The 25,229-nt window shown below is 60.5% G+C and carries 21 protein-coding genes; 5 read left to right on the plus strand and 16 right to left on the minus strand.

Features of this window, described 5'->3' with window-relative positions; translation table 11 throughout:
- Window positions 1-47: 47 nt before the first annotated feature.
- Window positions 48-611: a hypothetical protein gene (locus tag HNQ65_RS09890; protein WP_221306105.1), complete on the plus strand. Its 564-nt coding sequence runs from the start codon at window positions 48-50 to the stop codon at window positions 609-611.
- Between the two features lie 10 nt (window positions 612-621).
- Here HNQ65_RS09890 and HNQ65_RS09895 read toward each other — a convergent pair whose 3' ends face one another.
- The 3 genes from HNQ65_RS09895 to tsaA form a co-directional block, all read right to left on the minus strand.
- A complete protein-coding gene (locus tag HNQ65_RS09895; protein WP_184339361.1) occupies window positions 622-2,256 on the minus strand; it encodes an RNA polymerase sigma factor in 1,635 nt (544 codons plus the stop codon).
- Between the two features lie 66 nt (window positions 2,257-2,322).
- Window positions 2,323-3,195, minus strand: a complete 873-nt coding sequence (locus HNQ65_RS09900) for a phosphotransferase (protein ID WP_184339362.1) — start codon at window positions 3,193-3,195, stop codon at window positions 2,323-2,325.
- 22 nt (window positions 3,196-3,217) lie between these two features.
- Complete coding sequence (gene tsaA, locus HNQ65_RS09905) at window positions 3,218-3,892, minus strand: tRNA (N6-threonylcarbamoyladenosine(37)-N6)-methyltransferase TrmO (RefSeq protein WP_184339363.1); 675 nt, start codon at window positions 3,890-3,892, stop codon at window positions 3,218-3,220.
- A gap of 93 nt (window positions 3,893-3,985) precedes the next feature.
- On the opposite strand from tsaA, the gene HNQ65_RS09910 reads away from it, so the two are divergent.
- Window positions 3,986-5,308 (plus strand): hypothetical protein, encoded by a 1,323-nt coding sequence (locus HNQ65_RS09910; protein ID WP_184339364.1) that lies wholly within the window; start codon window positions 3,986-3,988, stop codon window positions 5,306-5,308.
- Window positions 5,309-5,359: 51 nt separating this feature from the next.
- Complete coding sequence (locus HNQ65_RS09915) at window positions 5,360-6,148, plus strand: 3-keto-disaccharide hydrolase (RefSeq protein WP_184339365.1); 789 nt, start codon at window positions 5,360-5,362, stop codon at window positions 6,146-6,148.
- 12 nt (window positions 6,149-6,160) lie between these two features.
- Here the strand turns inward: HNQ65_RS09915 and sorB are convergent, their stop codons facing one another.
- From sorB to HNQ65_RS09930, 3 genes are all read right to left on the minus strand, one after another.
- Window positions 6,161-6,493 carry a SorB family sulfite dehydrogenase c-type cytochrome subunit gene (gene sorB / locus HNQ65_RS09920; protein ID WP_184339366.1) on the minus strand — a complete coding sequence of 111 codons (333 nt, stop codon included), beginning with the start codon at window positions 6,491-6,493 and terminating at the stop codon, window positions 6,161-6,163.
- Between the two features lie 31 nt (window positions 6,494-6,524).
- Complete coding sequence (sorA, locus tag HNQ65_RS09925) at window positions 6,525-7,739, minus strand: SorA family sulfite dehydrogenase catalytic subunit (RefSeq protein WP_184339367.1); 1,215 nt, start codon at window positions 7,737-7,739, stop codon at window positions 6,525-6,527.
- A 93-nt stretch (window positions 7,740-7,832) separates the two neighbouring features.
- Entirely contained in the window at window positions 7,833-9,014 is a 1,182-nt protein-coding gene (locus HNQ65_RS09930) for an amidohydrolase family protein (protein WP_221306106.1), read from the minus strand.
- Window positions 9,015-9,078: 64 nt separating this feature from the next.
- Here HNQ65_RS09930 and HNQ65_RS09935 point away from each other — a divergent pair, with 64 nt between their 5' ends.
- Entirely contained in the window at window positions 9,079-9,957 is an 879-nt protein-coding gene (locus HNQ65_RS09935; RefSeq protein WP_184339369.1) for a sugar phosphate isomerase/epimerase family protein, read from the plus strand.
- Between the two features lie 108 nt (window positions 9,958-10,065).
- On the opposite strand, the gene HNQ65_RS09940 is transcribed toward HNQ65_RS09935, so the two are convergent.
- The 4 genes from HNQ65_RS09940 to HNQ65_RS09955 all read right to left on the minus strand — a co-directional run bounded on the left by HNQ65_RS09940 (window position 10,066) and on the right by HNQ65_RS09955 (window position 18,114).
- Window positions 10,066-12,582 (minus strand): DUF7133 domain-containing protein, encoded by a 2,517-nt coding sequence (locus HNQ65_RS09940; RefSeq protein WP_184339370.1) that lies wholly within the window; start codon window positions 12,580-12,582, stop codon window positions 10,066-10,068.
- Window positions 12,583-12,774: 192 nt separating this feature from the next.
- Window positions 12,775-13,152, minus strand: coding sequence for a hypothetical protein (locus HNQ65_RS09945; protein ID WP_184339371.1), 378 nt, complete (start codon window positions 13,150-13,152; stop codon window positions 12,775-12,777).
- A gap of 99 nt (window positions 13,153-13,251) precedes the next feature.
- Window positions 13,252-16,539 carry a carbamoyl-phosphate synthase large subunit gene (carB, locus tag HNQ65_RS09950; RefSeq protein WP_184339372.1) on the minus strand — a complete coding sequence of 1,096 codons (3,288 nt, stop codon included), beginning with the start codon at window positions 16,537-16,539 and terminating at the stop codon, window positions 13,252-13,254.
- Between the two features lie 240 nt (window positions 16,540-16,779).
- Window positions 16,780-18,114, minus strand: a complete 1,335-nt coding sequence (locus HNQ65_RS09955; RefSeq protein ID WP_184339373.1) for an SHD1 domain-containing protein — start codon at window positions 18,112-18,114, stop codon at window positions 16,780-16,782.
- A gap of 131 nt (window positions 18,115-18,245) precedes the next feature.
- Here HNQ65_RS09955 and HNQ65_RS09960 point away from each other — a divergent pair, with 131 nt between their 5' ends.
- Window positions 18,246-19,463, plus strand: a complete 1,218-nt coding sequence (locus tag HNQ65_RS09960; protein WP_184339374.1) for a glycosyltransferase family 4 protein — start codon at window positions 18,246-18,248, stop codon at window positions 19,461-19,463.
- Here the strand turns inward: HNQ65_RS09960 and HNQ65_RS09965 are convergent.
- The 6 genes from HNQ65_RS09965 to HNQ65_RS09990 form a co-directional block, all read right to left on the minus strand.
- On the minus strand, window positions 19,453-20,061 hold the full coding sequence (locus HNQ65_RS09965) for a L,D-transpeptidase (RefSeq protein WP_184339375.1): 609 nt from the start codon (window positions 20,059-20,061) through the stop codon (window positions 19,453-19,455). The genes HNQ65_RS09960 and HNQ65_RS09965 overlap by 11 nt on opposite strands.
- Before the next feature lie 74 nt (window positions 20,062-20,135).
- Window positions 20,136-21,320 (minus strand): FG-GAP and VCBS repeat-containing protein, encoded by a 1,185-nt coding sequence (locus HNQ65_RS09970; protein ID WP_184339376.1) that lies wholly within the window; start codon window positions 21,318-21,320, stop codon window positions 20,136-20,138.
- 48 nt (window positions 21,321-21,368) lie between these two features.
- On the minus strand, window positions 21,369-22,112 hold the full coding sequence (locus HNQ65_RS09975) for a putative 4-mercaptohistidine N1-methyltransferase (protein WP_184339377.1): 744 nt from the start codon (window positions 22,110-22,112) through the stop codon (window positions 21,369-21,371).
- A 9-nt stretch (window positions 22,113-22,121) separates the two neighbouring features.
- Window positions 22,122-23,291, minus strand: a complete 1,170-nt coding sequence (locus tag HNQ65_RS09980) for a M29 family metallopeptidase (RefSeq protein WP_246438002.1) — start codon at window positions 23,289-23,291, stop codon at window positions 22,122-22,124.
- Window positions 23,292-23,369: 78 nt separating this feature from the next.
- Window positions 23,370-24,128: a TSUP family transporter gene (locus HNQ65_RS09985; RefSeq protein ID WP_184339379.1), complete on the minus strand. Its 759-nt coding sequence runs from the start codon at window positions 24,126-24,128 to the stop codon at window positions 23,370-23,372.
- The gene (locus HNQ65_RS09990) at window positions 24,125-25,135 is read right to left on the minus strand and encodes a sugar phosphate isomerase/epimerase family protein (RefSeq protein WP_184339380.1); all 1,011 of its coding nucleotides are present in this window, start codon (window positions 25,133-25,135) and stop codon (window positions 24,125-24,127) included. The genes HNQ65_RS09985 and HNQ65_RS09990 overlap by 4 nt, the downstream gene beginning before the upstream one ends.
- Window positions 25,136-25,229: the final 94 nt, after the last annotated feature.

A 25,229-nucleotide genomic window follows, 5' to 3' on the forward strand; every position in this document is an offset into this window, starting at 1 on the left:
TCATGATTCACGGTGTGAACACCCGTGCTCTTCTTGTTTCTCTCCTTTTGCTTTTGGCCAACGCCAGCCTTGGCCGCGCCGATCAGTTTGTGCTGTTCGATGTCACCTTCACTTTCACTCAAGAGGACGCCCTCACCTCGAAGCCCAGCCAGTCGCACTATTACGTGAAAAGCGACCGACTGAATCCGTCGCGCCCCAAAGACTGGACCTCGCCTGTGGATTACAGAAACGGTACAGTGCACCTGCGTCTGGAGGTTCTCGAAAAGCCAGCGGGAGATCAGCCCACCTCCTGGAGTGTTTGCTACATCCCTTACAAGGGGCAGAACCACGGCTATGGCTGCATCGGCACCGGGCCCTACACCACCACTGGCGTGCATGAGAAGGACCTTTCCATGACCACCTTCTGGCAGAACAACGACATCCTCTGGGACCAGGGCATCAAAGAAATGCACCTCGTGCTGAAGGACGATCACAACCTGCACGCCCACAAGCGCCCTGATCCCGAGAAGTTCTTTCCCACCAAGGTGCGCATGACGCTGATCCAGGTGTCCAAAGGCGCCACGTATGATCCGAAGCTGGTGCCTGAGCTGCAAGCAGCCAGCTCACGTTGAGCAAGGATTATCAGCCCCTGCTTTCCTGCTCCCTGAGCTGCCGTGCCTTGCGCACCAGCAGTGCCAGCGGCAGGAACCAGACAAGGTTGAGAAGAGCCGCATACTTCACGGCCCATCGGGCAAACTGGAAGAAGGGACTCGACTTCATCGCAGCCTTGGCCACGGCATCGTTCACATGCTGCGCCACTGCCACCTCTCCCCAGGCATAGTGATGAGCTGCGGCAAGGCCGCCCTGCGCGGCCTCCCAGGCCACGACGCAGCCCCCATAGGCCTGCCAGCCAAGCGCACAGCCACCAATGGCCCACAGGCCAATCCCGAGGCCACCCCAGCATGCAGCTCCCACCGCCAGACCACCCAGTGAGATCAATCCCAGCGAGCAGGCCCCCACACTGATCGGAGCGATGGTGCAGGCACCGAAGGCACCGATCACACCCACGGCAAAATCCCCCATGGCAAACCATGCCTTCACAGGGCGGATGGGCTGGCCACGCTTTCTGCCCAGCCGCATGTGCACAAGTGGCAGGCCGAGAAACGTGAGTCTGCTGCGATATTCGAGGTGCGGCACACCCCATTTTCCCACGGGCAGACTGGCCGCCTCTGCTATCGCAGCTTCTGCGGACGCCACTTTTCGGCTCTGCCGCAGCGCCCATGTGATACCTCCGGCACAAAAGAGGACACATCCCGCCACCATGCCCGTCAGCAGTGTGACATACGCGGCTGGATGCTGGAGAGCAAGCCACCTGCCATACACTATCAGCGCCACGGTGTAAGCGCAGAAAAACAGGATCGCCGCCAGGATCACCCGGAAGAATTTTTTGATCATTCTCTGCTCCTCCATGGAGCGTGCGCTGTCCATGCTGACCTTGTAGCCAACGCCTGCCGCCACAAAGGCCAGCAGCGGACTCAGCACCCCGTTTAGCAGGGCCAAGACCAGCGGTTTTCCACTCGCGCCGCCTTTGGCCAGCGTCATCCCGGCAGTAGCCGCTGAGGCAGACGTGGTGGCCAGCGGCAGAGCTGCCATAACGCAGCAGGTAAAGGCGGCCGTAGGCATGCTTTGTCGCAGGGTGTTGCCCAGCCTGCGTTCCACCTGCTCTGCCAGCATGGCGCGGCCACGCGCCAGCCGCTGCTTCACTGCGTCCTCGGAAATATCCAGAGACTCGGCCACTGCCGCCACGGATTCATTCTGGCGGTAGAAGAGCACCATGGGCTCGCGATAGGTCTCGGGCAGCGTTTGCAGCGTCCGCCAGAGCAGTGCACTCTCCTGCTCCTGGATCGCGCTTTCATCTGGTGCTGGTTCGGCGGATGCGGGATGTGTCGCGTCATCAATCTCGGCGGCCATCGCAGTGGGAGTGCGCTGCTGGCGGCGGTGGAAATTGTTGATCACATGACGTGCTATTCCGCAGAGCCAGCCACGGATGTTGCCCCTCTCGCGCAGGTTGCGGAGCTGCTGCCAGGCGGTGATGAAGGTCTCCTGCGCCAGGTCTTCGCTCACATGCACATTGCCACACGCGCTATAGGCCAGGCCACAGATGAGTGACTGGTGGCGCTCCACCAGACTGCCGAAGGCGCGGGTATCGCCCTGCAGGCTGAGTTCCACGAGCTGGGCATCGTCTGAAGTTCGGGGGATGAGAGTTGCAGTATTCATGACACCCTCCAGTGGCCGCCGACTGCGCGGTGGTGACAAAAAATGATGCGCTTTTTTGCCCCGGCGTCAAACAACCGCCCGCTGCTGCAGCCACTCGATGCGCCGCGCCAGCTTCTCCTGACGGTCGGCATTAGGATTGGGGTAGAGAATGGGATACCAGGCGGTGATGACCGCAGCACGGGCGATGAGGCACTGCTGCAGTGTCCCGGCATCAATGACTCCGCCGGCTTCGCAATAGGCGTCGCAGATCTTTTTCACGGTATCGTGGTCTTGCTCCAGGATCTGCGCATTCCAGATGATGGAGGCTACATCCCACTCTACCGGACCTGAGAAAGTGTCCTCCCAGTCAGTCCAGAGCAGACCGCGAGTGGTATTCATGAGATTGCCCATGTGGGCATCTCCATGCAGCGGCTGGTGGGGACGCTGGTTTAGCGCCTCGATAGAATGCGTCAGGTGATCCCGCAGCATCTGCTGAACGTCCTGCGCGAACAGCTCCCTATCGTGCAAGATGGCTAGACTTTCAGTGATGATGGCCAGATGCGGCAGCGGCTCGGCAAAGCGGCTCATGATGTCGTGGCACTGGCGGAGCGTACGACCGATTTCCTGCGGATCGGGCTCGGTATCGATGCGGGTGACGAACTGCCAGAAGTTCATCGGATATCCCAGGTGCTCGTGCGGGCCGGGGGGCAGCTCCGCATGCAGGGGGATCACCGGAGCACCATTCGCGGTGAGATGATGCGCGATGGCATTTTCCCGCGCAAACCACTCCGTGCCCTGGCGCGGGCCGCCGGTGTCCTGCACCACACGTGCGACCAGTGTCCCTGTGAGGCGCAGCACGAGTGTGCTGCTGTTTTGCAGGATGTCGCAGCGGTCTGGCGTGATGCCATGGGCGATGGCGGTCTCAGTGGCGGCGCGGATGGGAAGAGCTGTCTCAGTCATGAATGATGCAAGAGGCTAGCACTCAACCCACCCATTCGCACGATTTCACGCGGGCTCCCGCCGTTGTTGCCGCCCAACGCACGCGCCATCCAGCGATCTCCGTGGCGTATTCCCGGGCATCGTCCTCGTGGTAGGCGGGCTGGGGTTGCAGGGCGAGTGATTCGTCGATGATCAGGCGCACATCATCTGGCACCCGGCTTTCGCAGTCCCACTGAACCGGCAGGCGCTGCGGAGCCACGTCTGCAAAGCCGCTGCGCGCCTCCGGGATGGAGTCGGCGTAGCGGATGTAGGGCTTGATATCGAGAATCGGGGTGCCATCCACCAAGTCCACACCGGATACAAAGAGTCGTGGGCCGGTGGTGCCTTCCAGCTCCACGCGGTCGAGCTTCACCACGCTCAAGGTCAGCCGGTTGGGGCGAAAGGGAGAGCGGGTGGCGAAGACACCGCGCTTTTGATTTCCACCCAGCCGGGGAGGGCGCACGGTCAGAGATGTCGGCTCCTCCTGCACCAGATGAAACTGCGTGATGAGCCATAGGTGGCTGAACTCCTCGATGCCACGCACCGCCTCGGCGCGGCGGTAGGCGGGCTCAAACTCGATGATGCCCCACGCACTGGGCACCAACCCGGGCTGGCGTGGCACGCCAAACTTGTCGGTGTAGCACGTGCGCAGCGTGGCGATGACATTGAGGGAAATCATGAGCCGAAAAGAGCGTGCGCTTTCCAGCACGCATCCATTTTCTTCAGCGATTGCTGAAAGCGGCAGGTACAGCATGTTGTCTTAACCATGACCATGTCTGCCAAACGACTGCTTCCAGCCCTGCTGCTTCTCGCCGCCACCGCACATGCGGAAAAAATGAGCTGGCTGGAGAATGACCGCATCAAGCTCGGAGTGGATCTCGACCTGGGTGGAGCGATCACTTTTCTGGCCAGCACGAAGGATGGTGCGAATGTGATCAACAACTACGACCTCGGGCGGCAGGTGCAGCTTTCGTTTTTCTCCGGCCCGGTGCCGTTTGAGGCCAATGGGCAGAAGCCCGCCGAGCACTGGCGGCACATCGGGTGGAATCCGATTCAAACCGGCGACGACTTTAAAAACGCCAGCCGCATCCTGGCTCATGAAAACGATGGCAAGCACATCCACCTGAGCTGTGTGCCCCTGCAATGGCCGCTGAACAACGTGCCGGGGGAGTGCACCTTTGACTCCTGGCTGGAGCTGGACGGAGCTGTGGTGAAGGCACGTGCGCGGATCACCAACACACGCAGCGACCACACGCAGTATGCGGCGCGACTGCAGGAGCTGCCTGCCGTGTATGCGAATGCCGCCTTTCCGCGCGTGGTCAGCTACACTGGCACCAAACCGTTCACCGACGAAGCTTTCTCCGTGATGCCGAAGTCTCAGACCAAGCATCCATGGACCCTCTGGACGGGGACAGAAGGCTGGGCCGCGCTGCTGGATGACAAAGACTACGGCCTTGGCCTCGTCACGCCGGGGCGAGTGCATTTCACCGGCGGCTTTGCGGGAAAGCCGGGCCCGAATGACACGCATGGAAACAGCACAGGCTATCTGGCAGGCCAGGGGCAGGAGATTCTGGACCACAACATCGAGTATGAATTTCGCTACGAGCTCGTGCTCGGCACCGTGCAAGAGATCCGCGAGCGCGCCGCCACACATCGCACACCGGGAACGCCTGCGTGGATTTTCTCCGCAGACCGTCAGGGCTGGCACTACCAGAATGCCCAGGACACCGGCTGGCCAGTGAAGGACCACCTGCAGGTCCTGCTGGAGCAGGATGATCCGCAGCTCATCAGTCCGCTGACGTTCTGGCAGGCGGCAGAAGCACCTGCACTGGTCATCGATGCCGCCTTTCATACCAGCCAAAAGCAGGGTGTGGTGATGCTGCAACCTCACGGCGCGAAGAGCTATGACCCGAAGACCGCCGCCACTTTTCCGTTGGTCGCTGATGGTGAGTTTCACCGCCATGTCATTCCATTGTCCTCGATCCCTGCCTACTCCGGAGCCATGGTGCGCCTGCGGATTGATCCGGTGGGCAGCGGTGAAGCCGGTGCATGGATGAAGGTGCGCAGCGTGCGGCTGGCGGCCTCGCCGGAGTGAAGAGAAGCAAACATTTCACAAGAGACGGCCTGCTGAAGCGTTTAGTCGCACATGCACCGTACTCTTTTCTGCCTCCTTTCGCTCGCCATCACCCTGCCCCTCGCAGCCGAGGACAAGGCACCTGCCCCGCCTGAAGGTTTCACTCCCATTTTCAATGGCAAAGACCTCAGCGGCTGGAGCGGCGGCAGCACCTGGTGGTCGGTCGAAGACGGCTGTCTGACCGGTGTCACCGACGGAAAGCTCGACTTCAACCGCTTCATCACCTGGAAGGAGGGGAAGGTGAAAAACTTCGAGCTTCGCGTGAAGGTGAAAGTCACCAAAGGCGGCAACAGCGGCCTGCAGTATCGCGGTCAGGAACGCCCCGATCTCGGCGAGTGGGTCGTCACAGGGTATCAGTGCGATGTGGTGCCTGACAAAGACGACTACAACGGCATGCTCTACGAGGAGCGCGGCCGCCGCATTCTTGCCCACACCGGGGAGAAGGTCATCATCGACACCCAGGCCCAGCCCTGGGTGGTGGGCAAGCTGCCGATTCAAAGCTTTCCCTCCGAGCAGTGGCATGACTACCGAGTGCTGGTGGAAGGGAATCATCACCAGCACTGGATCGACGGTGTGCAGACGGTGGATGTGATCGACCTCGATGAAAAAGGCCGTGCGCTCGAAGGCGTCATCGCCGTGCAGGTGCATCGTGGTCCGCCCATGAAGATCCAGTACAAGGACTTCCTGCTCAAGCATCTTCCTGACGATCTCCCCCTTGTCACGCCAGCCCAGGCCCCGGTGCCGACCGATGCTGTCAAAGTGGTGCCTCAAGGTGGACCGCCCAAGAAGGCGGCCAAGTAAGCACTCGAGAGATCACTTCGCGCCGTAGGCGCTGGTCAGATAGTCGATCAGCGCCGCATTGTCCTCGGGCAGCGGCGCCGCGTACTTTTCCTTCATCTTCTTCACCGTCGCCTCCCAGAACTTGCGGGGAAGAGGCGGCTGGGTGGTGACATATTCGGTGGAGTGGCAGGTGATGCAGAGGCTCTGCGCCAGTTCGGCACCCGTACCGGGCTTGTAGGTGCCGGTTTCCACCGGCCACACAAAGCTGGAAAAGTCAGGCTCACCAGCAACAGCGGCCTTGTCTGCGGAAAAAACGCAGGCGGCACTGGCCACAGTGAAGAGCAGGCAGAGAAAAGTCTTGTTCATAATGCTGCGGAAAAAGGTGATGCGTGAATGATCATGCCACTGTCACATGGGTGGTCTCCACCACATTGCGCATGTAGCCCTGAGGATTCCACAGCGGTTCCATGGCCTGGCTCTCGCCAATGCGGTTCACCGCACGCACTTTCAGTTCGCAGGGGCCTTTCTTTTGCGGCTTCCAGGCGAATGTCCAAGGACGAAAAGAGTAGCGGCCCAGATCCTTGCCCAGTTCGGCCGACTGCCAGGTGCGGCCGCCGTCGTCGGACACCGCCACTTCGGTGATGCCTGCACCGTGATCAAAGGCGATGCCGCTGAGCTGTGTGACGACACCGGCCTGCACCTGCGCACCGTCCAGATGGCTGGTGAGGAAGGAACGCACTTTGAAGCGGGTGATGGGCACCGTGCTCGTGGGTGTGGTGCCCGGCTCCACACATCCGCCGGGCGTGGTGGCGATGCGGTAGCCCGTGGCCATGAAAAATCCGTCAAACACGTCCTTCACCACATTCAGCTCGTTGAGGTGCTTCACCCAGTAGGTGCCGTAGTAGCCTGGCACCACGAGGCGCAGGGGGTAGCCGTTCAGCAGCGGCAGCGGTTCACCGTTCATTTCATAGGCCAGGAGGATCTCGCCATCCAAGGCGTGATCCATTTCCAAGGCTTTGATGAAGTCCGGCGTCTGTGGCAGCACGGGAGTGTCCAGACCATTGCACACCACTTGTTTTGCTCCAGCCTGCACGCCGGCCTTGGCCAGCACATCTTTCAGCCGCACGCCTCGCCAGCGGGCATTGCCCATGGCGCCGTTGCCCAGCTGGCCGCCGCCCACGCGTGGCTGGAAAAAGCCACGGCTGTTTCCTGAGCACTGGTTCACCGCCACCACCTCGACCTGCTCATACTGCGTCTTGAGATCCTTGAGGGAAAGCTGCAGCGGCTTGTCCACCAGGCCCTTCACCTCCAGGCGGAAGGCGGCCGCATCCACGCTGCGCGGGACATTGGCCAGATGGTAACGCACGAAAAAGGCGTCGTTCGGTGTGATGACCTCTTTAAAGACCTCCATCGGAGTCTCGAGCTGCGGAGGGCGTGTGGTCAGCAGGATGAGCGGACGCTTCTGCGGGAACTGCATCATCTGGCGCTCTCCATTGGCAAAGGGCAGCGTGACCTTGCCAGCAGCCCCCGCTCTCCCCAGCCCCAATCCGGCCACTGCCGCACTGGCCTGCGAGAGAAACTGACGACGGGAGGAGCGGGCGTTTTGAATCATGGCGGCTGGCAGATGAAAAGAGTGACGCAGCTCTGAAGAACGGTCAATTCAGCAGCGTGCTAGAAACCAACGGTCCGCACGCCTGAAATTCTATCAGCCAACAAGGCTCCAAGTCAGCTCCAGACTGAGCCCCACGGGCAGAGGGGTCACAGGACCGGCGGGCGTTTCCAGCAGCTCCATTTTTTGCGGGGCTTTTTCCATGGTGAATTTCTGCTGCGAAGCTGGGAAGCCGTAGAACGCAGGTCCATTCAGGCAGAGGAAATGCTCAAACATCGCCTGTCCCACCGCCGTGCTGAAATCCACGCCCGCTTCTTCAAACGCCATCGCATAGAGCTGCGGTGCGCAGCCGCCGGTGAAGCAGCCTGCTGCACAGCCGCAGGCGGTGGCCTTGGTGGTATGCGGAGCGCTGTCTGTGCCAGCAAAGAACTTTGCCTGCCCAGCTCGCGTCACGGCTTGGCGAAGCGCGGCGCGATCATCTTGAAACTTCACAATCGGCAGGCAGTAGAGGTGATATTTCAGCCCCTGGATCAGATGCCCCAGGGTGTAGAGCAGGTGCTGCGGTGTGATCGTCGCCCCCACATGCTCCGGTGCCGCCGCCACAAACTCCGCCGCCGTTCGTGTGGTGATGTGCTCGCACACAATCCTCAGCCTCGGATGCGCCTCCAGCAGGCGCGGCATGCGCTCCGTGTAGAACCGGGTCTCTGCATTCTGCTGGGCGTCGATGTAGTCCGGGCCGCTCAGCGCATGCTGCTCGCCGTGGATGCAGAGCACGATGCCGTGATCTTCCATCGCACGAAGTACCTCGCTGCCGATCAGGTCGTCCATCGGCATGCCGTGCTCGGAGTTCGTGGTGCCGTGCGGCGGGTAGTATTTGCAGGCCCTCAGCAGTCCCGAAGCAGCGCCTTCAGCGATCATCGCCGTCGTGGTCTGGCGCGTGAGATAGAGCGGCACGATGAGCTGCTCAAAGCTGGCAGCCCCTGCGGCGCGCAGCTCCGCCGAGTACCCCTCGATGGACCAGGCATCCGCCTGCGCAGGGCCGGACACCCGAGCCACTGGTGGCTGGGTATTGGGCATGGCCAGCGCGCCTGCGCAGCCCATATCCAGATGCGCCTTCACATAAGCCGCCATGGCCGGGCCCTGGCGGAAGTGGGTGTGCAGATCAAACCATTTAGGAAGAGTGATTGTCATGGTCTTCCCATAGCGTGAGGTCTGAAGGTGGCAAGAAAGGAGCGCAAACACCTCGGATCTCTTCTCGGCGGTTTGGCGTGACTTCATGAGGGGAATGTGGCAAACACATGGCTGAAATTTAGCTCCGCTGAATCCAACCTTGTTTCCTCTCATGAAATCACAGCCCGTTTCCCGCCGCTCCTTCCTTGGCACCGCAATCGCCGCCGCCACCGGCTTCACGCTTCCTCGTTTTGCTTCTGCCGCTGAGAAGCCGAACTCCGTCTTCAACGGCGTGCGCATCGGCTGCATCACCTACAGCTACCGCAGCATGGCCAAGACGGCTGAGGAGACGCTCAAGGCACTGCTCGATGACGGCCTCAGCGAGACCGAGCTCATGGGCGGGCCGACCCAGCTTTACGCAGGCCTCAAAGGTGGCAAGATCACCGACGCCGAGCGTGAGCAGCAGCTGGCCAAGTGCGCCGAAATGCGGAAGATGTACAATGACGCCGGCGTGAACATCCACATCCACAAGATGGGCTTCGGCCAGTCGGATGAGGAAATCGAGTTTAACTTCCTCGTGGCCAAGGCGCTGGGCTGCACTGCCGTGACCACCGAGCGCAATGCCATCCTGGCCGCGCGCGTCGCCCCGTTTGCGGACAAGCACAAGATCTGGGTCGGCTTTCACAACCACACCAACAATCTGCCGGAGATGGACAAGTTCGACTCCATCCTGGAACTCGGCCAGTACATCGGGCTGAACTTGGACATCGGCCACTACGTCGCGGGCACCAAGGGCAAATCCCCCATCCCCGTGCTGGAGAAGTACCACGATCGCATCACCAACCTGCACCTCAAGGACCGCACCGCCGACGGCGGCAACGTGCCTTGGGGCACAGGCCAGACCCCGATCAAGGAAGTGCTGCAGCTCATGAAGAAAGAGAAGTGGACCTTCCCCGCCGAGATCGAGCTGGAATACAAGATCCCTGAGGGCTCTGATGCCATCGCTGAGGTGAAGAAGTGCGTGCAGTATTGCAAAGAGGCGCTGGCGTAAGCAAGCCTTGCTCCTTTCAGGAAGTCACGGCCTCGGAGCTGCTTGATGCGGCTCCGAGGCCTGTTGTATTGGAGAACGCCGAAAGGGGCAACGCGGCGAGACGCCCGGTCACGGAATCTTGAGCAGCTCCTGTTCCGTCCAGGAATCGGTGCGTTTCCCTTCCTTTTCGCGAACCGCTTTGAGAAAATCCGGTGAGATGGGGTCCGAACCGTGCTCCCACTCACGCCGGAGATAAGTGAGGATGGCCGCCAGAGGTTCATCGCCCAAAGCACCCAGCGGAGGCATGTCGAGCTGGTAACGCCTCTTTTTGACCGTGATGTAGCCGCGCACGCCGTGGAGGACGATTCGACTGAGCCGTTCGGGCGAGCCATTGACCCATTCGGAATCAATCAGCGGTGGGGCGATGCCATCGAGGCCTGAACCACTTGGCTGATGGCAGCCGGCGCAGATGCCGGAGTACAGCGCCTTGCCCATCTCAAAACGGCTCAGCTCATCCGCCGTCAGCGGGCGCGGCGGCTTGAACCCTGCGGGCGCAGGCTTGCCCGGCCAGGTCAGCATGTCCGCCACCTTTTCGGTGCCGGGAGTGTCGAGAAAAGCAGGTCTGGCTTCGAGCTTTACCTTCCGCCGTGTGAAGTCCGCCGCATTGGCGGTGAAGCCGGCGAGCAGCGTTTTGCGAGGCGTGGCCCCGGCCTTTTCCGCGAGCGCCAGGAGCCGTGAGACACGGGCTGGATTGCGTTCGCTGGCCACACAGCCCGCCAGGCTTGGGATCAGATGCTTGCCGCTTCCACTGGCAAGGCAATGCTCCAGCAGTTCCAGCTCGCGGCCTTTGACCCCGCTGAGGATGGCGTCGGTCAGATAGGGGTGATCGGGCACGCGGCTGGCCATCGCCGCCATGGCCTGATCGGCCGCCGAGTCCTGGCACTCGCCAAGCGTCAGGGCGATTTGAATCTGCACCTGCGAATCCGGTTCGGTGGCGGAGAGGGCGATGAGCCTGGTCACCGCAGCGGCGCGCCCTTTCCCGGCCAGGAACATTTCAGCGATGCGTACGGCACTGTTGCGCACGCGGGCATCGGCGTCAGCGAGCGCTGCCTCGATCACCGGCCAAGTGGTCTTGCCCATGCCATCGAGCGTCCACAAGGCATGCATGCGGCCTAGCGCGGCATCGCTGCGCGTGAGAGCTTCCAGTGCGGGGACAACTCCTGCATCCGCACGCTCGACAAGCAGGCGCTGGGCGGTTTCCCGGTGCCAGGAATTGGTGTGCGCGAGGATGGGGACGAGCTCTGCACTGCCAAGCTTCGCCAGATTGGGTGCAGGGCGTGTCTTCGCATTTTCAGGAACGATGCGCCAGATCCGTCCCAGGCCGCGTGGATTCACCAGATCGTGCTCTTGGATATACTTTTCCAGATAGGGACTGAGTGAGATGCGATGCTGGATGATGCCCCGGTAAAAATCGATGACGTAAAGCGCTCCATCGGGGCCCGTGGTCATGCTGACAGGACGGAAGCGCTCATCCGTGGACGCGAGAAACTCACGCTGATCGTAGGCTTCACGCGCCACGAGTTTGCCTTTTTCGAGGGTGAGAATGTCGCGCTTCACGAGATGCAGAGCCGGCTCGCAGGCGAAGGCATTGCCGAGAGCATCCTCCGGGAAGAGATCGCCCCGGTAAATCCATGGCGAGCACGCGGCGGTAAAGTTCTTCAGTTTGTATCCCGCCATGTTCTCAGGAATGTAGGCGCGGTTCGTGCCGGGGGTCACACGGATGGGCCACACGGCCTGGTTCACCGGCGGGCTGATGCGACCTCCTGACTTCTCATAGTTCGGATTGCGCAGACGGTAATGGGAGGGCCACATGTCGCCCTGCAAGTGGCCGGAGTTGAAGTTGTAATAGAGACGGCCAAAGTCATCCTGACTGAGCCCATACTGTCCGCGCATGGACGAGAGGCTGCGTTCGAAAGCGCCCGCGCCACGCCAGCGAAAACGCGCCGCGTATTCCGCAAAGTAGATCCAGTTGTCCAGCGCCCAAAGCGGCGAGTTTGCGCCATGTTCCGGGTTCGCCAGTTCGGGGCGGCCAGGAATGGTTTGTGCACCGGCATCCTTCGCCACCTCGATCTTCTCATCCGCCTTGTCATCGCCATTCTTGTCCGGGCAATACCACAGCATCGGCGGTGCGCCCACCAGCGCGCCTTCGCCAATCGGCAGGACCGTGCGGGGCATGATGAGTTGATCGAGGAAGACCTTGCTTTGATCGAAGCGCCCGTCGCCATCGGTGTCCTTGAGAACCACGATCCGGCCCACCGGCTCATCCTCACGATTGCCCTCAATGTCCGGCATGTACCCGAGCATCTCCACCACCCAGAGCCGCCCATCCGGACCAAACTGCGCAAAGATCGGATCCCCCACCAGCGGCTCACTGGCTGCCAGTTCCACCCGGTAGCCCGGTGCCACCTGGAAGGTTTTCCATTCCTCATCCGCAGACAAAGCCCGCGTGTCCGGAACAAGCTCCGCCGGCACCAGCGAAGGTGGCACCTTCACCATTGCGTCCCCATTTTGGGCGTCGGCCGTTGAGACAAAAAACAAGACAGGCAGAGCGAGGATCCGGGAGAGAAGAGTGCGTGTGAAATTCATGGGTGACTGCGAACGGGGCTTCCATTGCCATACGGACATGAAACCTGTGATCTTCAGCATCATAAACCAATCGCAGCATTCAAAGAGAGCTCGGACACTCTTGTCCGCCTCTTTACCCACGCGGCTTCGCCGCCATATTAATGAAGCGGGCAGGAGTGCCCGCGCTCCCCTCGACCTCAGCTCACTTCGAGCCTATCCCAAGCTCTTGATGATCTCGACATGCGCCGCCGCCACTGCGGAGGCATGTTCGCGAGCTTTGGCATAGCGCACGGCAAAACTCCCCGGCTCTTCCGAGCCCGTGAGCAGATGCTTTGCCTCCGCCACCAGCGCATCCATGCGCTCTTTCGTGATCGGTGGCTTCTCCTCCATTGCCTCATCCATCATCACCACGAGCTGAGAAAGCTGCCGCAGCCAGGCAAAGCGCTCGTGCTCCATGAGAAGCTGAAGAAACTGCATAGGCGACTGAATGACATTCCCAGCCGCCTCATACGCCGTGCGCTCGGTGTTCATGAGCTGCTTGTGCAGACTGAGAAGCTGGTTGCGGAGGGTGGGCAGTGGGTGGTCGTTCATGAGCGTTTCATACTGCAAGATGGCTGCACCTGCTAGAAACGAAAAAGCGCGGACTTTCGTCCGCGCTTCGTGAGGTTCATCGCCCACTATGAGTCAGGCCTACTTATGATACTCCTGCAGCGCCCGCACCTGCACCTCGCTGGCCTGCAGTGACTTGATCGCCCGCAGCGCGGCATCAGCACCACGCAGCGTGGTCATGATCGGAATGCGGTTCTGCATCGAAGCCGTGCGGATCTTGATCTCGTCCTCGCGCGGGTTTTTACCGCTGGGGGTGTTGATGACGAGGGCCATGTCCTTGTTCTTCATCAGGTCGATGACGTTCGGACGCTGGCCGCTGGCGAGCTTCGGCAGGATGTTCACCGGGATGCCGGCTTCTTTGATCACGCCGCCGGTGCCGCTGGTGGCGTAGATGGTGAAGCCGAGGTCGGCGTAGCCTTTGGCGATGCGGACCACGTTGGGGCGGTCGGCTTCCTTGACGCTGATGAAGACATTGCCTTTCGTCGGAAGGGTGCCACCGGCAGCCATCTGGCTCTTGGCGAAGGCGAGGCCGAGATCGGCGTCGATGCCCATGACCTCGCCGGTGCTCTTCATTTCCGGGCCAAGGATGATGTCCACGCCGGTGAACTTGCTGAAGGGGAAGACGGCTTCCTTGACGCTGTGGTGGGCAGGAATGACCTCCTCGGTGAAGCCGAGCTCTTTGAGCGTCTTGCCAGCCATGATCTTGGCGGCGAGCTTGGGCAGCGGCACGCCGATGGCTTTGCTGACGAAGGGCGCGGTGCGGGAGGCGCGGGGATTGACCTCGATGACGTAGAGGTCGTCTCCCTTCACGGCGAGCTGCATGTTCATGAGGCCGCGAACATTGAGGGCTTTGGCCAGCTTCTTGGCGGCATCGCGGATGCGGTCCTGCATCTCCTTGCTGAGGGAGAAAGGCGGGATGACGCAGGCGCTGTCGCCGGAATGGATGCCGGCCTCTTCGATGTGCTCCATGATGGCACCGATGACGGTGGTCTCGCCATCGCTGATGCAGTCCACGTCCACCTCGGTGGCGTCTTCCAGGAAGCGGTCAACCAGCACGGGGCGGTCTGGCGTGGCCTCCACGGCGTTCTTCATGTAGTGGGTCAGCTCGGCATCGCTATAGACAATCTGCATGGCGCGGCCGCCGAGCACGAAACTGGGGCGCACGAGGCTGGGGTAGCCGATCTTGGCGGTGATGGCCAGGGCCTCCTCCAGAGAGGTGGCGGTGCCGCTCGGGGCCTGGTTCAGGCCGAGGTCGTCGAGCAGCTTGGCGAAGAGCTTGCGGTCTTCCGCCAGCTCGATGCTCTTGGGCGAGGTGCCAATGATGCGCACGCCGTTTTCTTCGAGGCCCTTGGCGAGGTTCAGCGGGGTCTGGCCGCCGAACTGCACGATGACTCCGAGCACCTGATCGTTGCGGTTTTCGCGCTCGTAGATGTTCAGCACATCCTCCAGGGTGAGGGGCTCAAAGTAGAGCTTGTCGGAGGTGTCGTAGTCGGTGGAGACAGTCTCGGGATTCGAGTTGACCATGATCGTCTCATAGCCCAGCTCGCGCAGAGCGAAGGAGGCGTGCACGCAGCAGTAGTCGAACTCAATGCCCTGACCGATGCGGTTCGGGCCGCCGCCGAGAATCATGACCTTCTTCTTCTCATTGTCCCGCACTTCGTCCTCGATGCCGTAGGTGCTGTAGTAGTAGGGCGTGTAGGCTTCGAACTCTGCCGCGCAGGTGTCCACGAGGCGGTAGGTGGGGGTGATGCCGACCTTCTTGCGCACATCACGAATCTCAGACTCTGGCACGCCAGTTCCAAAAGAAAGTTGGCGGTCGGAAAAACCAAGCCGCTTGGCTTTGCGCATAGTGCTCTGTAATGCGACGATAGTATTAGTATTCGCTTTACCCGAGCAGACTTCGTCCGTGTTCAGGTCCGACAAACAATCCCAGATGGAGTCGGCTTCAGATTTGGTTTGTTTTACTATCTCCTCAATCTGCCTCAGGAACCACCGGTCGATCTTCGTCAGCTCAAACACCTTCTCAACGCTCCAGCCCTTGGCAAAGGCCTGGCCGAGGAAGAAGATGCGTTCGGCATTTGGCACGGTGAGCTTGGAGGTCAGGGTCTCGTCATCCACTTCCTTGTCGGCTCCGTCGCCGATGAGGCCGAAGCGCTTGATCTCCAGGCTGCGCAGGGCTTTCTGCAGGGACTCCTTGAAAGTGCGGCCGATGGCCATGGCCTCGCCCACAGACTTCATCTGCGTGGTCAGCGTCTCATCCGCGCCGGGGAATTTTTCGAAGGTGAAGCGCGGCACCTTGGTGACGACGTAGTCAATGGACGGCTCAAAGGAAGCCGGCGTCTCGCGGGTGATGTCATTCTTAAGTTCGTCGAGCGTGTAGCCCACGGCCAGCTTGGCGGCGATCTTCGCAATCGGGAAGCCGGTGGCCTTGGAGGCCAGCGCGGAGCTGCGGCTCACGCGCGGATTCATCTCAATGACGATCATGCGGCCGGTGTCCGGATGGATGGCGAACTGGATGTTAGATCCCCCAGTCTCCACGCCGATCTCGCGGATGCAGGCAAAGGAGAAGTCGCGCATGATCTGGTATTCGCGGTCCGTCAGCGTCTGGATCGGTGCCACGGTGATGGAGTCGCCGGTGTGCACGCCCATGGGGTCGAGGTTTTCGATGGAGCAGATGATCACGCAGTTGTCTGCCTTGTCGCGCATGACCTCCATTTCGAATTCCTTCCAGCCAAGCAGGGACTCTTCGATGAGCACTTCGCTGACCGGGGAGAGATCCAGGCCGCGGGCGGTGATGGTCTCAAACTCCTCGCGGTTGTAGGCGATGCCGCCACCGGTGCCGCCCAGGGTGTAGGCGGGGCGGATGATGAGCGGCAGGGTACCGATCTCCTCGGCGATCTTGCGCGCTTCTTCAATCGTGTGGGCCACGCCGGACTGCGGCAGGTCGAGACCGATCTTGAGCATGGCGTTCTTGAAGAGCAGGCGGTCCTCCCCTTTCTCGATGGCGTCCGGCTTGGCGCCGATCATGCGCACGCCGTGCTTTTCCAGCGTGCCGGCGCGGTGCAGAGCCATGGCGCAGTTCAGCGCGGTCTGGCCACCCAGCGTAGGCAGCAGCACGTCAGGCTTTTCCTTGATGATGATCTTTTCGACCATCTCCGGGGTGATCGGCTCGATGTAGGTGCGGAAGGCGAACTCCGGATCGGTCATGATGGTGGCCGGATTGGAGTTGATGAGCACCACCTGATATCCTTCTTCGCGCAGGGCCTTGCAGGCCTGGACGCCGGAGTAGTCAAATTCACAGCCCTGGCCGATGACGATGGGGCCGGAACCGATGACGAGGATGCGTTTGATGGTGGTGTCTTTGGGCATGGAATGAAGAGGCGCTGCGCGCGAATGGGGGAAGATGAATCTTCGGAGAGTTGAAAGCGTATGATCTGGGCGCTTTCAGGTGCCGCAAAGCAGGGTCAGGACATCCATCACAGGCTGGCAGCCTGTTTTACGGGGGCCGGAAAGCGCGGCATCTTGCACAGTCGATGCGGTGCGTCAAACGCGGGGGTGCAAAAGACGTGAAATAGACGCCCAGAAAGCCGCTTTTTTGGCCCTATGGGCTCAATCCACGGAAATTTTGACCCCGATGGCCTTGTAGGCCTCGGTCATCTCCTTGGCGATTTGTGAATAACCGCGCCCATCCAGCAGCAGGTCCAGATGCTTGAAGGGGGCGCTGTCAGATTTCATATCTGGCGGCGGAAAATTGGTGGGGTAGCTGAAGCGGCCGTCTGGGAAGCGCTTCACACGCGGGTCTTTGAAGAAGGTGCGCAGGGCCTCGGTCTCGCCATAGACGGCATCCATGAACTTGATGAAGCGGGTGCCTTTTTTGTCGCCGTCCAGATGGCAGAAGAAGTAAACCGCCAGCACGGAGCGGAAGTAGAGCTCCCCCATTTTCTTATTGGAGACGTTGGTGATGCCGGACCAGGTGGCGCGGTTCATGGTCAGGTGCGTCTCCAGATTGCCGATCTCCACGGCATAGCCGCGCTTTTGCATCTCCTGGATGTGGTCCTTGAGTCCCTTCTGGTGCGCGTCTGCGCGGAATTTCCCTGCATTGTAGGGCAGCATCTCGGTGTACTCCGCCGTGCCCTCGATGACCCACACGGGGAGGAAGGTCAGGTAGGCGTCCATGACCTGATGCGTGATCTCATGGATGAGCGTGCCGCCATCGTAGTTTTGATCCTTGGCGTAGGTCTTTCCCAGTAGTTTGAGGCCGATGCTTGGAAAGGGCACGCGGAAGACCTTGTCCCCGCTCATATATACGCCGCCGGAGTTTTCCGGCCCGCCGGCATCGATGTAATCCTTCCGCGTCTCATAGAGTGCTGCCTGGTAGCGCTCAAAGCCCTCAGGCGGGCGGCACACCACCCCCCATGGCAGGGAGGAGACGAGCGTCTTGGTGGCCTCAAACGTACGCGCCACCTCCTTCATCACGCTGCCAGCCAGCTTGGCCTGGGAGGTGAACTCAAAGCCCTCAGAGCGGTACACGCACTTTCGCGCTGCCGGGTTTTCCTCCGCGATCTGAATTTCGATGGACTTGGTGGGAACCACCACGTTTTCCGGCCAGGTGCGCTTTTCAGCCGGCAGGCGCTCCATGGCTGAGGCGCTGACTTCGGGAGAGGCACCTTGGGCGGTGGCTGGTGCTGCAGGGGGCTTGCCATCTGCAGACTGACTCTTGATAAATGCCTGGTCCTCAGCGCTCAAGCGCCCCAGAGGCACCTGATGTTCCTTCCCATCTGCCATACGCAGGGTCACGCTGTCTGCTGTGGCGCTGACAAAGGCAGCCTGGATGATCCGCCCCTGTGCATCCTTCCACGGCCGAAGCGCGGCATCCTCTGCAAAGGCACTAAGCGAAAAAACGAAAAATCCCCCTATGAAGAGGCTGCGGCTGGCGGGCTTCATGGTTTACGGGAATATCATGTGGCCCGAAATTAGGCAAGACGGCTCTGCTTTCCATGCAAGATTGACCCGCGTGGCCTGCGTCCTGCTTCCGATCTGTCTGTGGCGCTGGGTTCCGTACTCTCCGCTTTTAGATGGCTCAAGTCTCCCCAAATCCCCCCCGCGCCCTGCTGCATGTTTTCAACCGCTACCTCTACAAGGGGGGCGAGGAGCTGATCGTGGACAAAATCCACGCCGATCTCTCCACACGGCACGAGATGACCTGGTGCCAGTTTGACAGCGCGGAGTGGACCGGTGAGAACGCCCCCTCAAAGTTTCAGCAGGCCAAGCGGCTGCTTTACAACAAGGACGCGCGTCTGCGTTTTGAGTCCGCGCTGGATGCCAGCGGTGCGGGTGCGGCGGTGTTTCACAACATCTACCCCGTGGGCTCCCCTGCCCTCTATCTTGCTGCCAAAAGAAACCGCCTGCCGGTGGTGCAGTTTCTGCACAATTTCCGCCCGTTTTCCGTGGGTGGCACGCTGCTGGTCAACGGCAAGCTGACTCCGGATGCCCTCTACGGCGGCTACTGGAAGGAAGTGTGCTCAGGCTCCTGGCAAAACTCCGTGGTCAAGAGCGCTGTCTTTGCCCTCATGCTGAAATGGCTGCACCTGAGCGGCTGGCTGAAAAGTGTGAAGGCATGGATCGCCGTGTCAGATTTCATGCGGGAAAAGCTGGTATCATCCGGTGCTCTGCCGGAGGCCCGGGTGCACACCCTGCGCCATTCCTGGAATGCGCTGCCGCAGACTCCGGTGGTGGAGGATGCAGGCTACTATCTTTTTATTGGCCGTCTGGCGGAAACCAAAGGAGTGACAACGCTGCTGGACACCTGGGATGAACTGCACCGCCAGCTGGGAAAAAACACGCCCCTGCTCCACATCGCAGGAGAAGGCCCGCTGAACAATACCGTGCAGCAGCGGCTGCGCACCAATCCCTACATCGGCCAGCTCGGCCACATCGGCGGAGAGACCAAACGCGAGGCCCTGCGCCGCTGCCGTGCGGTCATCGTACCCTCCACCTGGTGGGAGCCCCTGGGCCTCGTGGTGTATGAGGCCTATGATTATCTCAAGCCGGTGCTGGCAGCGAAATCCGGCGGGCTCTGTGAGATCGTGCAGCACGGTGTCATAGGCCTGCAGCACGAGCCGGGAGACGTACGCGGACTGGTGCAGGATGTGCTGGCCATGGAAGCCACGCCGCCTGAGGGAAGACTGGCGCTCGGCGCTGCGGGCCGCGAGTGGCTGCTGCGCGAAACCAACACGGAAGTCTGGCTGCAGCGCTTTGAGGAAATCCTCGCCGCCGCGATGGCTACTGCATGATCGTCACGCGCGTGCCCACCGGGGCATTCTGGAAGATCGTCTCCGCCATGCTGTAAGGCAGACGGATGCAGCCGTGGGAGGCTGGAGAACCTGGATTGGGAATTGCTCCCGCGTGAAGACCTACGCCGTAGCCGGTGATCCGCATCCAATAGGGCATCTTGGCACCCACAAAGCGACCGCCGGCAGGCACCCGGGAAACTCCCGCAGTGGCGTTGCCATTCACCACATCACCGTTGCGGTCCACGATCATGCCGTAGCGGTTAGAACGCTTGTCCACAATCTTTTCCATGATGTGGAAGGTGCCCGTGGGCGAGGCAAAGCCACTGCGGCCAGAGGCCACATAAGTCCAGCCCACATTCTGACCGCCTTTGAACAAGTACGCCTTCTGCTCACTAAGGTCGATATTGACGCTCATAGGCCCGGGTTTGCCGCTGCCATTCCACACATAAAGAACAGGCTGGGATGCAAACGGCGGCATGATCGTCATAGGACGACGCACCACCTCAGTACGAGATGAAAACAGCGGGAACTCAGGCAGCGAGCACTGGCTCAGAAGCAGGGCGCCAACAGTAGAAATGATGAGACGTGCGGCTTTCATAGCAGACGCGATTTTAGGAGCACGTTTCGAGCCTGTGCAACCCGTCTGCTAAAGCGGCGAGCAACTTTTACATTTCACTGGTTTCGCTGATTCCAGTAAATCTTGATATTCTTACTGCGACGACCGGCGGCGATGATCTCAAGATCACGATCTCCATCAAGATCGGCACAAACCGCGTCTTCGCAGGCCATGCCGCCATCATCGATCATGGCCTCGTTCCAGCCGCTGCCATCCTCCTTGGTGGTCCAGAAAAGCTTCACGGCCACCTTGCCAATTTTTTGCTGCGCACGCCAGCCCACCACGATCTGGCGGTTGTTCAGGCCCAGAAGGTCGTGCGTGGCGATGGCGTGGCCGTCCACGAGTTCCCCACTCAGCACACGACGCTCCCAGGTGCCGTTTTTGGGACCTTCGGGCTTGGGAGTGTAAATGACGAGCTTGTCACCATGCATGGGCTCGATGGTAGCCACATAGGGCTGCCCACCCGCAAAAGCCCCGTAGCGCACCTCTCCCGCGCCGAGCAGCTCGGTGGAGTCCTTTGGATGCTGCGCGATCCAGTGCTCCTTCCAGCCGTTGTCAGTCGGGTCCAGCCGCACCACACCTTCGCGCCCGCAGAGCAGCAGGCTCTCGGCCTCGGTGCCAGGCGCAGGGATGATGTCGAGATTGTGTGTCTTGTGCATCGTGCCCTGCACCAGGGTGGTGTTCCACTCCTTGTGAGGATCATCCGGCAAGTGGTAGGCCAGCACCCGCACACCGGCTCCCTCGCCGTTTTTGTCATTGCCCCGACCATGCAACGGCACCACTACGAGGTCATAGCGCCCGCCACGATTGCGCACCCACTTCATGCGGTGGGTGGTGGGTTCGTGTGTCAGTTTCACCGGCTCCCACTTCTGGGTGCGGTCCGCCGGTGGGATGAGATAAAACACCGCGCCGCTGCCCGTGGTGTCTCCAGGATTCCACTCGGCCCCCACGGCGATCTCGCATTTGCCATCGCCATTGATGTCACGCGCCGCGATGCACACATGGTCTTTCTCCGTGAGCTGCTCGGCGATAATGTGTTTCTTCCACGTCGGGTTTTCGTACCACACAATCACCTTGCTGTCCGCCAGCAGAATGTCTGTGCGCTGGTCCCCGTTCACATCCGCCACAGCCAGACCGTATCCGATGCCCACGGCATCATCGATCTGCTGCTCTTTAAAGCTGGGGGTCTGTGCCTGTGCGGCAGCAGTCAGGAGGGATGCAAAAAGGAGCGCGTTTTTCATGATCACCCAGCCTAGACGTAAACGCCGGAGGGAATCAATCTCACAAACTCAAACCTCCTCGACTTTCCGGCGCCACCTCATGCCCAAAGCCACGCTCCACTGATACTTACGCGCGTGCTCTCGGATCAAAAAGGGCATGTCCACCGTCTTTCCGAGGTCAAAGTGCGGCTCCAGCAAAGACGTCAGCCACTCGCGAGTGGAGCCTTGGGGCCAGTTCCCGTGCGGCGTGAATTCCTCCAGCCAGGTGCAAGGCGTGGTCAGAAGGAGCTGGCCTCCGGGACGCACCAGTTGGGGAAGGCGCTCGATGAGCTTCAGCGGATCGGTAAGCCGGCAGAGCAGATTGGCCGCATGCACGATGTCGTAGTCGCCGAGATCGCTGCGCAGGTTCATCGCATCGCCTTGCTCAAAGCGCACACGGTCGCGTCGCAGGTTTTCTGGTACGCGTGCTACCAGCGCGGTCTTTGCGCTGCCTTCGTCCACGCGTTCGTAAGACATGCTGCCTTCACGTGCCAGTACGGCAGCGGCATCTACAAAGCTCTGAGAATAGTCGATTCCCAAAACGCTCACGCCGAAATTCGCCAGCTCAAAACTCGACCTGCCAACGGCGCAGCCGAGATCAAGCGCAACGGCCTCGCAGGGCGTGCGCGGGAGATCGATGAGCTCCATGACTGTGCGCACTGGGAAGCCCAGCGCTTCACGCGGGCCGCTCTCCCAAGGCAGCACCTCAGATGGCTGGCCGTAGTGGAAGAGCAGGTATTCGTCGAGCAGCCGACGCGTTTCGTAGATGTTCATCAGGATGGCTTATTCGGCGGCCAGAGCTTCCAGCAGATATTTCGAGGGCTGGAAATGCTCGTTCAGCACGGTGACCTTGCCATCGCGGAACATGCGCGTCTGCTTGATGTCGAAGTTCGGCGTCTTGTGCGGCGCAAAGAGGATGTCATCGTGCGTCGCGTTCTGGTGCCGCTTGAACTGAGCAGGAGTGATGTGCCCACCCAGATGATCGTCACGCCCTGTGGCCAGATGGCAGGTGCCGAGCACCTTTTCATCCTGAATGTCGGCACCGGAAACCGGCAGCACCTGCGTGCCAAAACCCAGCTCTCCAAGCACACCGGTCATGGGATCATCTGCCAGCTTGGCATTGTGTGCATCAATGGTGCTTTGATTGCCGGCAATGAGCTCGGCCTTGATGATACAGCCTTTGGTGACCGTGAGCTTGCCCAGAGTGCCGTCTTCATACTTCAGCGGGAATGTTCCCTCGGCGCCAGTCGGCACGAAATACACTTCACCTGCAGGCAGGTTGGCAATGTCCGGCGCGTCTCCCTGGCAGAGGCCGTGGCTCTTCTGCGCTTCCTGCTGACCCAGCTCAAGGCGCACCGTCATGTCGGGGCCGTTTTCTACCGTGAAATCAATTTCCACCGCGTCCGCACGTGTCATCGCCTTGCGCAGTTTTTCAGCATCCTTGCTCACCACTTCATAATCCACCGCGAGTCCGGAATTGAGGATGACATCATTCACCCCGTGAAGAGTCGCGCCGCGAAAGCCATACTGCTTGGCAAAGGCCGTCAGCGGTGCGGTGGCGGAGAAGGTGGAGATGCAGAGAATGATTTCGTAGTTTGGATAGATGTCTTTCTCCAGGCTGAGCTCCTTGCCGCTCATGTCCACACAGAGATCAGGAAGGTCCAGGTTGCTGCCGGTGGTCTGCTGGTAGGCATACATTTCGCCGCCCTGCAGCGCCAGCTCTTCGGCCACGCCGTTTTTCAGCCCCTGGTAGAAGTGGTCATGCGCGCGCTTCTGGATGGGACGCGCAGGATTTTTCAGAAAGGCGTAATCCTTTGCTTCGGCGAGATCCGGCAGGTCGATGAGGATGCAGATCTTGCGACCAAAGGTGGGTTTGAAAACAGTGCCCAGCAGGCGTGCGAGATCAAACTTGGGGAACTGACGCCCTTGGGCAGTGGTTTGGACGGTGGTCATGGGAGCAGCGATCATAGGCAGTGGAGAGTGTCAGGCAAATACGCCCTGCATTTTCAGGCGGATTCATAGAACTCTGTTTCAGCTTCCTGAGAATTGGTCCCATAATAATTTGGCCACCATCGCAAATACCACTCCGATGAAGATGACACGGATGAACGGCGCCCCGTGCCGGATGGCCATTCCGGCCCCCAACCTCCCACCGATAAGCTGGCCAGCAATCATCACAGCCGCGATTTCATAATGAACCCGCGCGCTGAATACGAAGATGATCAGCGAAGCCATGTTGCTCGTGAGATTCACGACCTTGGTGAAGGCCGTGGCACGTGTCAGTTCCAGGCCCAGCAGTGAGATGCAGGCCAACGCCCAGAAGGCTCCTGTGCCGGGGCCAAAGAAACCGTCATAAAATCCCAGCACGCCTCCCGCCAGGCAGGCAAAAGCACCGATTTTTAAGCGTGCGTGCGCAGCTGTTTTTCCCAGCCCGGGACTGAGCAGCACATACATCGCAATGCCGAGAAGCATCCATGGCACGATCCTTTTCAGCAATGCGTTGCTGATGAGCGTCACCACCCACGCACCGGCCATGGCTGAAACAAAAGTGACCAGAACCGTCAGCCGCACCTGCTGCCACGACACCAGTCCAGCCTTGGCATATTTTCGCACCGCCATTAGGGTGCCCCAAACCGCCTGCATTTTGTTCGTCCCCAGCGCCATCTGCGGTGGCAGCCCGGCCCACAACAAAGCCGGCAGCGAGATCAGCCCGCCACCGCCCGCAATCGCATCGATGAACCCACCGCTCAGCCCTGCTGCGAAGAGAAGACAGATCGTCTCCCAGCTCATGATTTGCGGCCCAGAATGCGGTCCAGAGAATCCGAGGTCTGGTAGATCAGCGCCTCAGGGTAATGCGCATAAGGGTGGAAGTACTCAAAAGTCAGGAAGCCTTCATAACCCGTGTCCGCCAGCGCATCCGTCACCGCCGGCCAGTTGGTGGTGCCATCGAGCAGCGGGCGGAAGGTCTCCAGGCTGAAGTCGGTGCCCTTTTTGGTGAACTCCTTCAAATGCACGTTCTTCGTGCGCTTGCCCAGCACCTTGGCCCAGTGCTCAGGAAACTGAAACATGCTGATGTTTCCGGTGTCAAAATGCACGCGCACATGCTCGCTGCCAAAGCTGTCCACAAAGCCATTCATCTCCATCGGGGTCATGAGGTAGCCATTAAAAAAGATGTTTTCGATGTTGAGGCAGACCTTCAGTTTTTCCGCCTGCTTCGCCAGCTGTCCCACGGCCTCGCGGGCGCGCTGGTCACACACATCATTCGCCACCGGCTCGTGATCCGTGCGCCACGGGATATGCACCGCGCCAGGCACCACGAGCACATTCTCCACACCGAGGTCATGCGCACACTGGGCGATCTTTCCGGCCAGTTCCATGCCTTGCGCTCGCTTGGCCGGATCATTACTCGTCAGCGGATAGGGCCAGAAAAGGAAGGAGCACAACCCGCTGATCTGGATGCCGATCTCATCCGCCATCTTGCGAATCTTCACATAGTCCGCCGTGCCATGCTTGGGCGAGAGATCATTGTCGAGATCGTAATTCAGCTCGATGCCGTCAAAGCCCGCGTCCTTGGCCAGCTGCATGCACTCCCGCAGCGTCATGCGCTCCGGGTACGGAAAGGCCCACAGATTGATCGACTTGAGCATGTTGTACTTTTTAACCGCTCCACGCCGCGCGTCAGGCGCAGCCACCGGTGCCGCACGCACCGGCTCAAAAGCGAGAGCCCCCAGCCCCACGGAGGCAATGGTGGCTTTCAGGGCATCACGGCGGGAAAGGGAGTCAGGGGCGGGATTCATAGGCTGATGCAATCAGAAGCCCATTACGAAGGCAAGAGGAAGAAACACACAGCTCACCTCACCAGATCAAGTGAGCAGGATCGGCTTGCCTTTG

This window comes from Prosthecobacter vanneervenii, from assembly GCF_014203095.1.
GTDB lineage: Bacteria > Verrucomicrobiota > Verrucomicrobiia > Verrucomicrobiales > Verrucomicrobiaceae > Prosthecobacter > Prosthecobacter vanneervenii.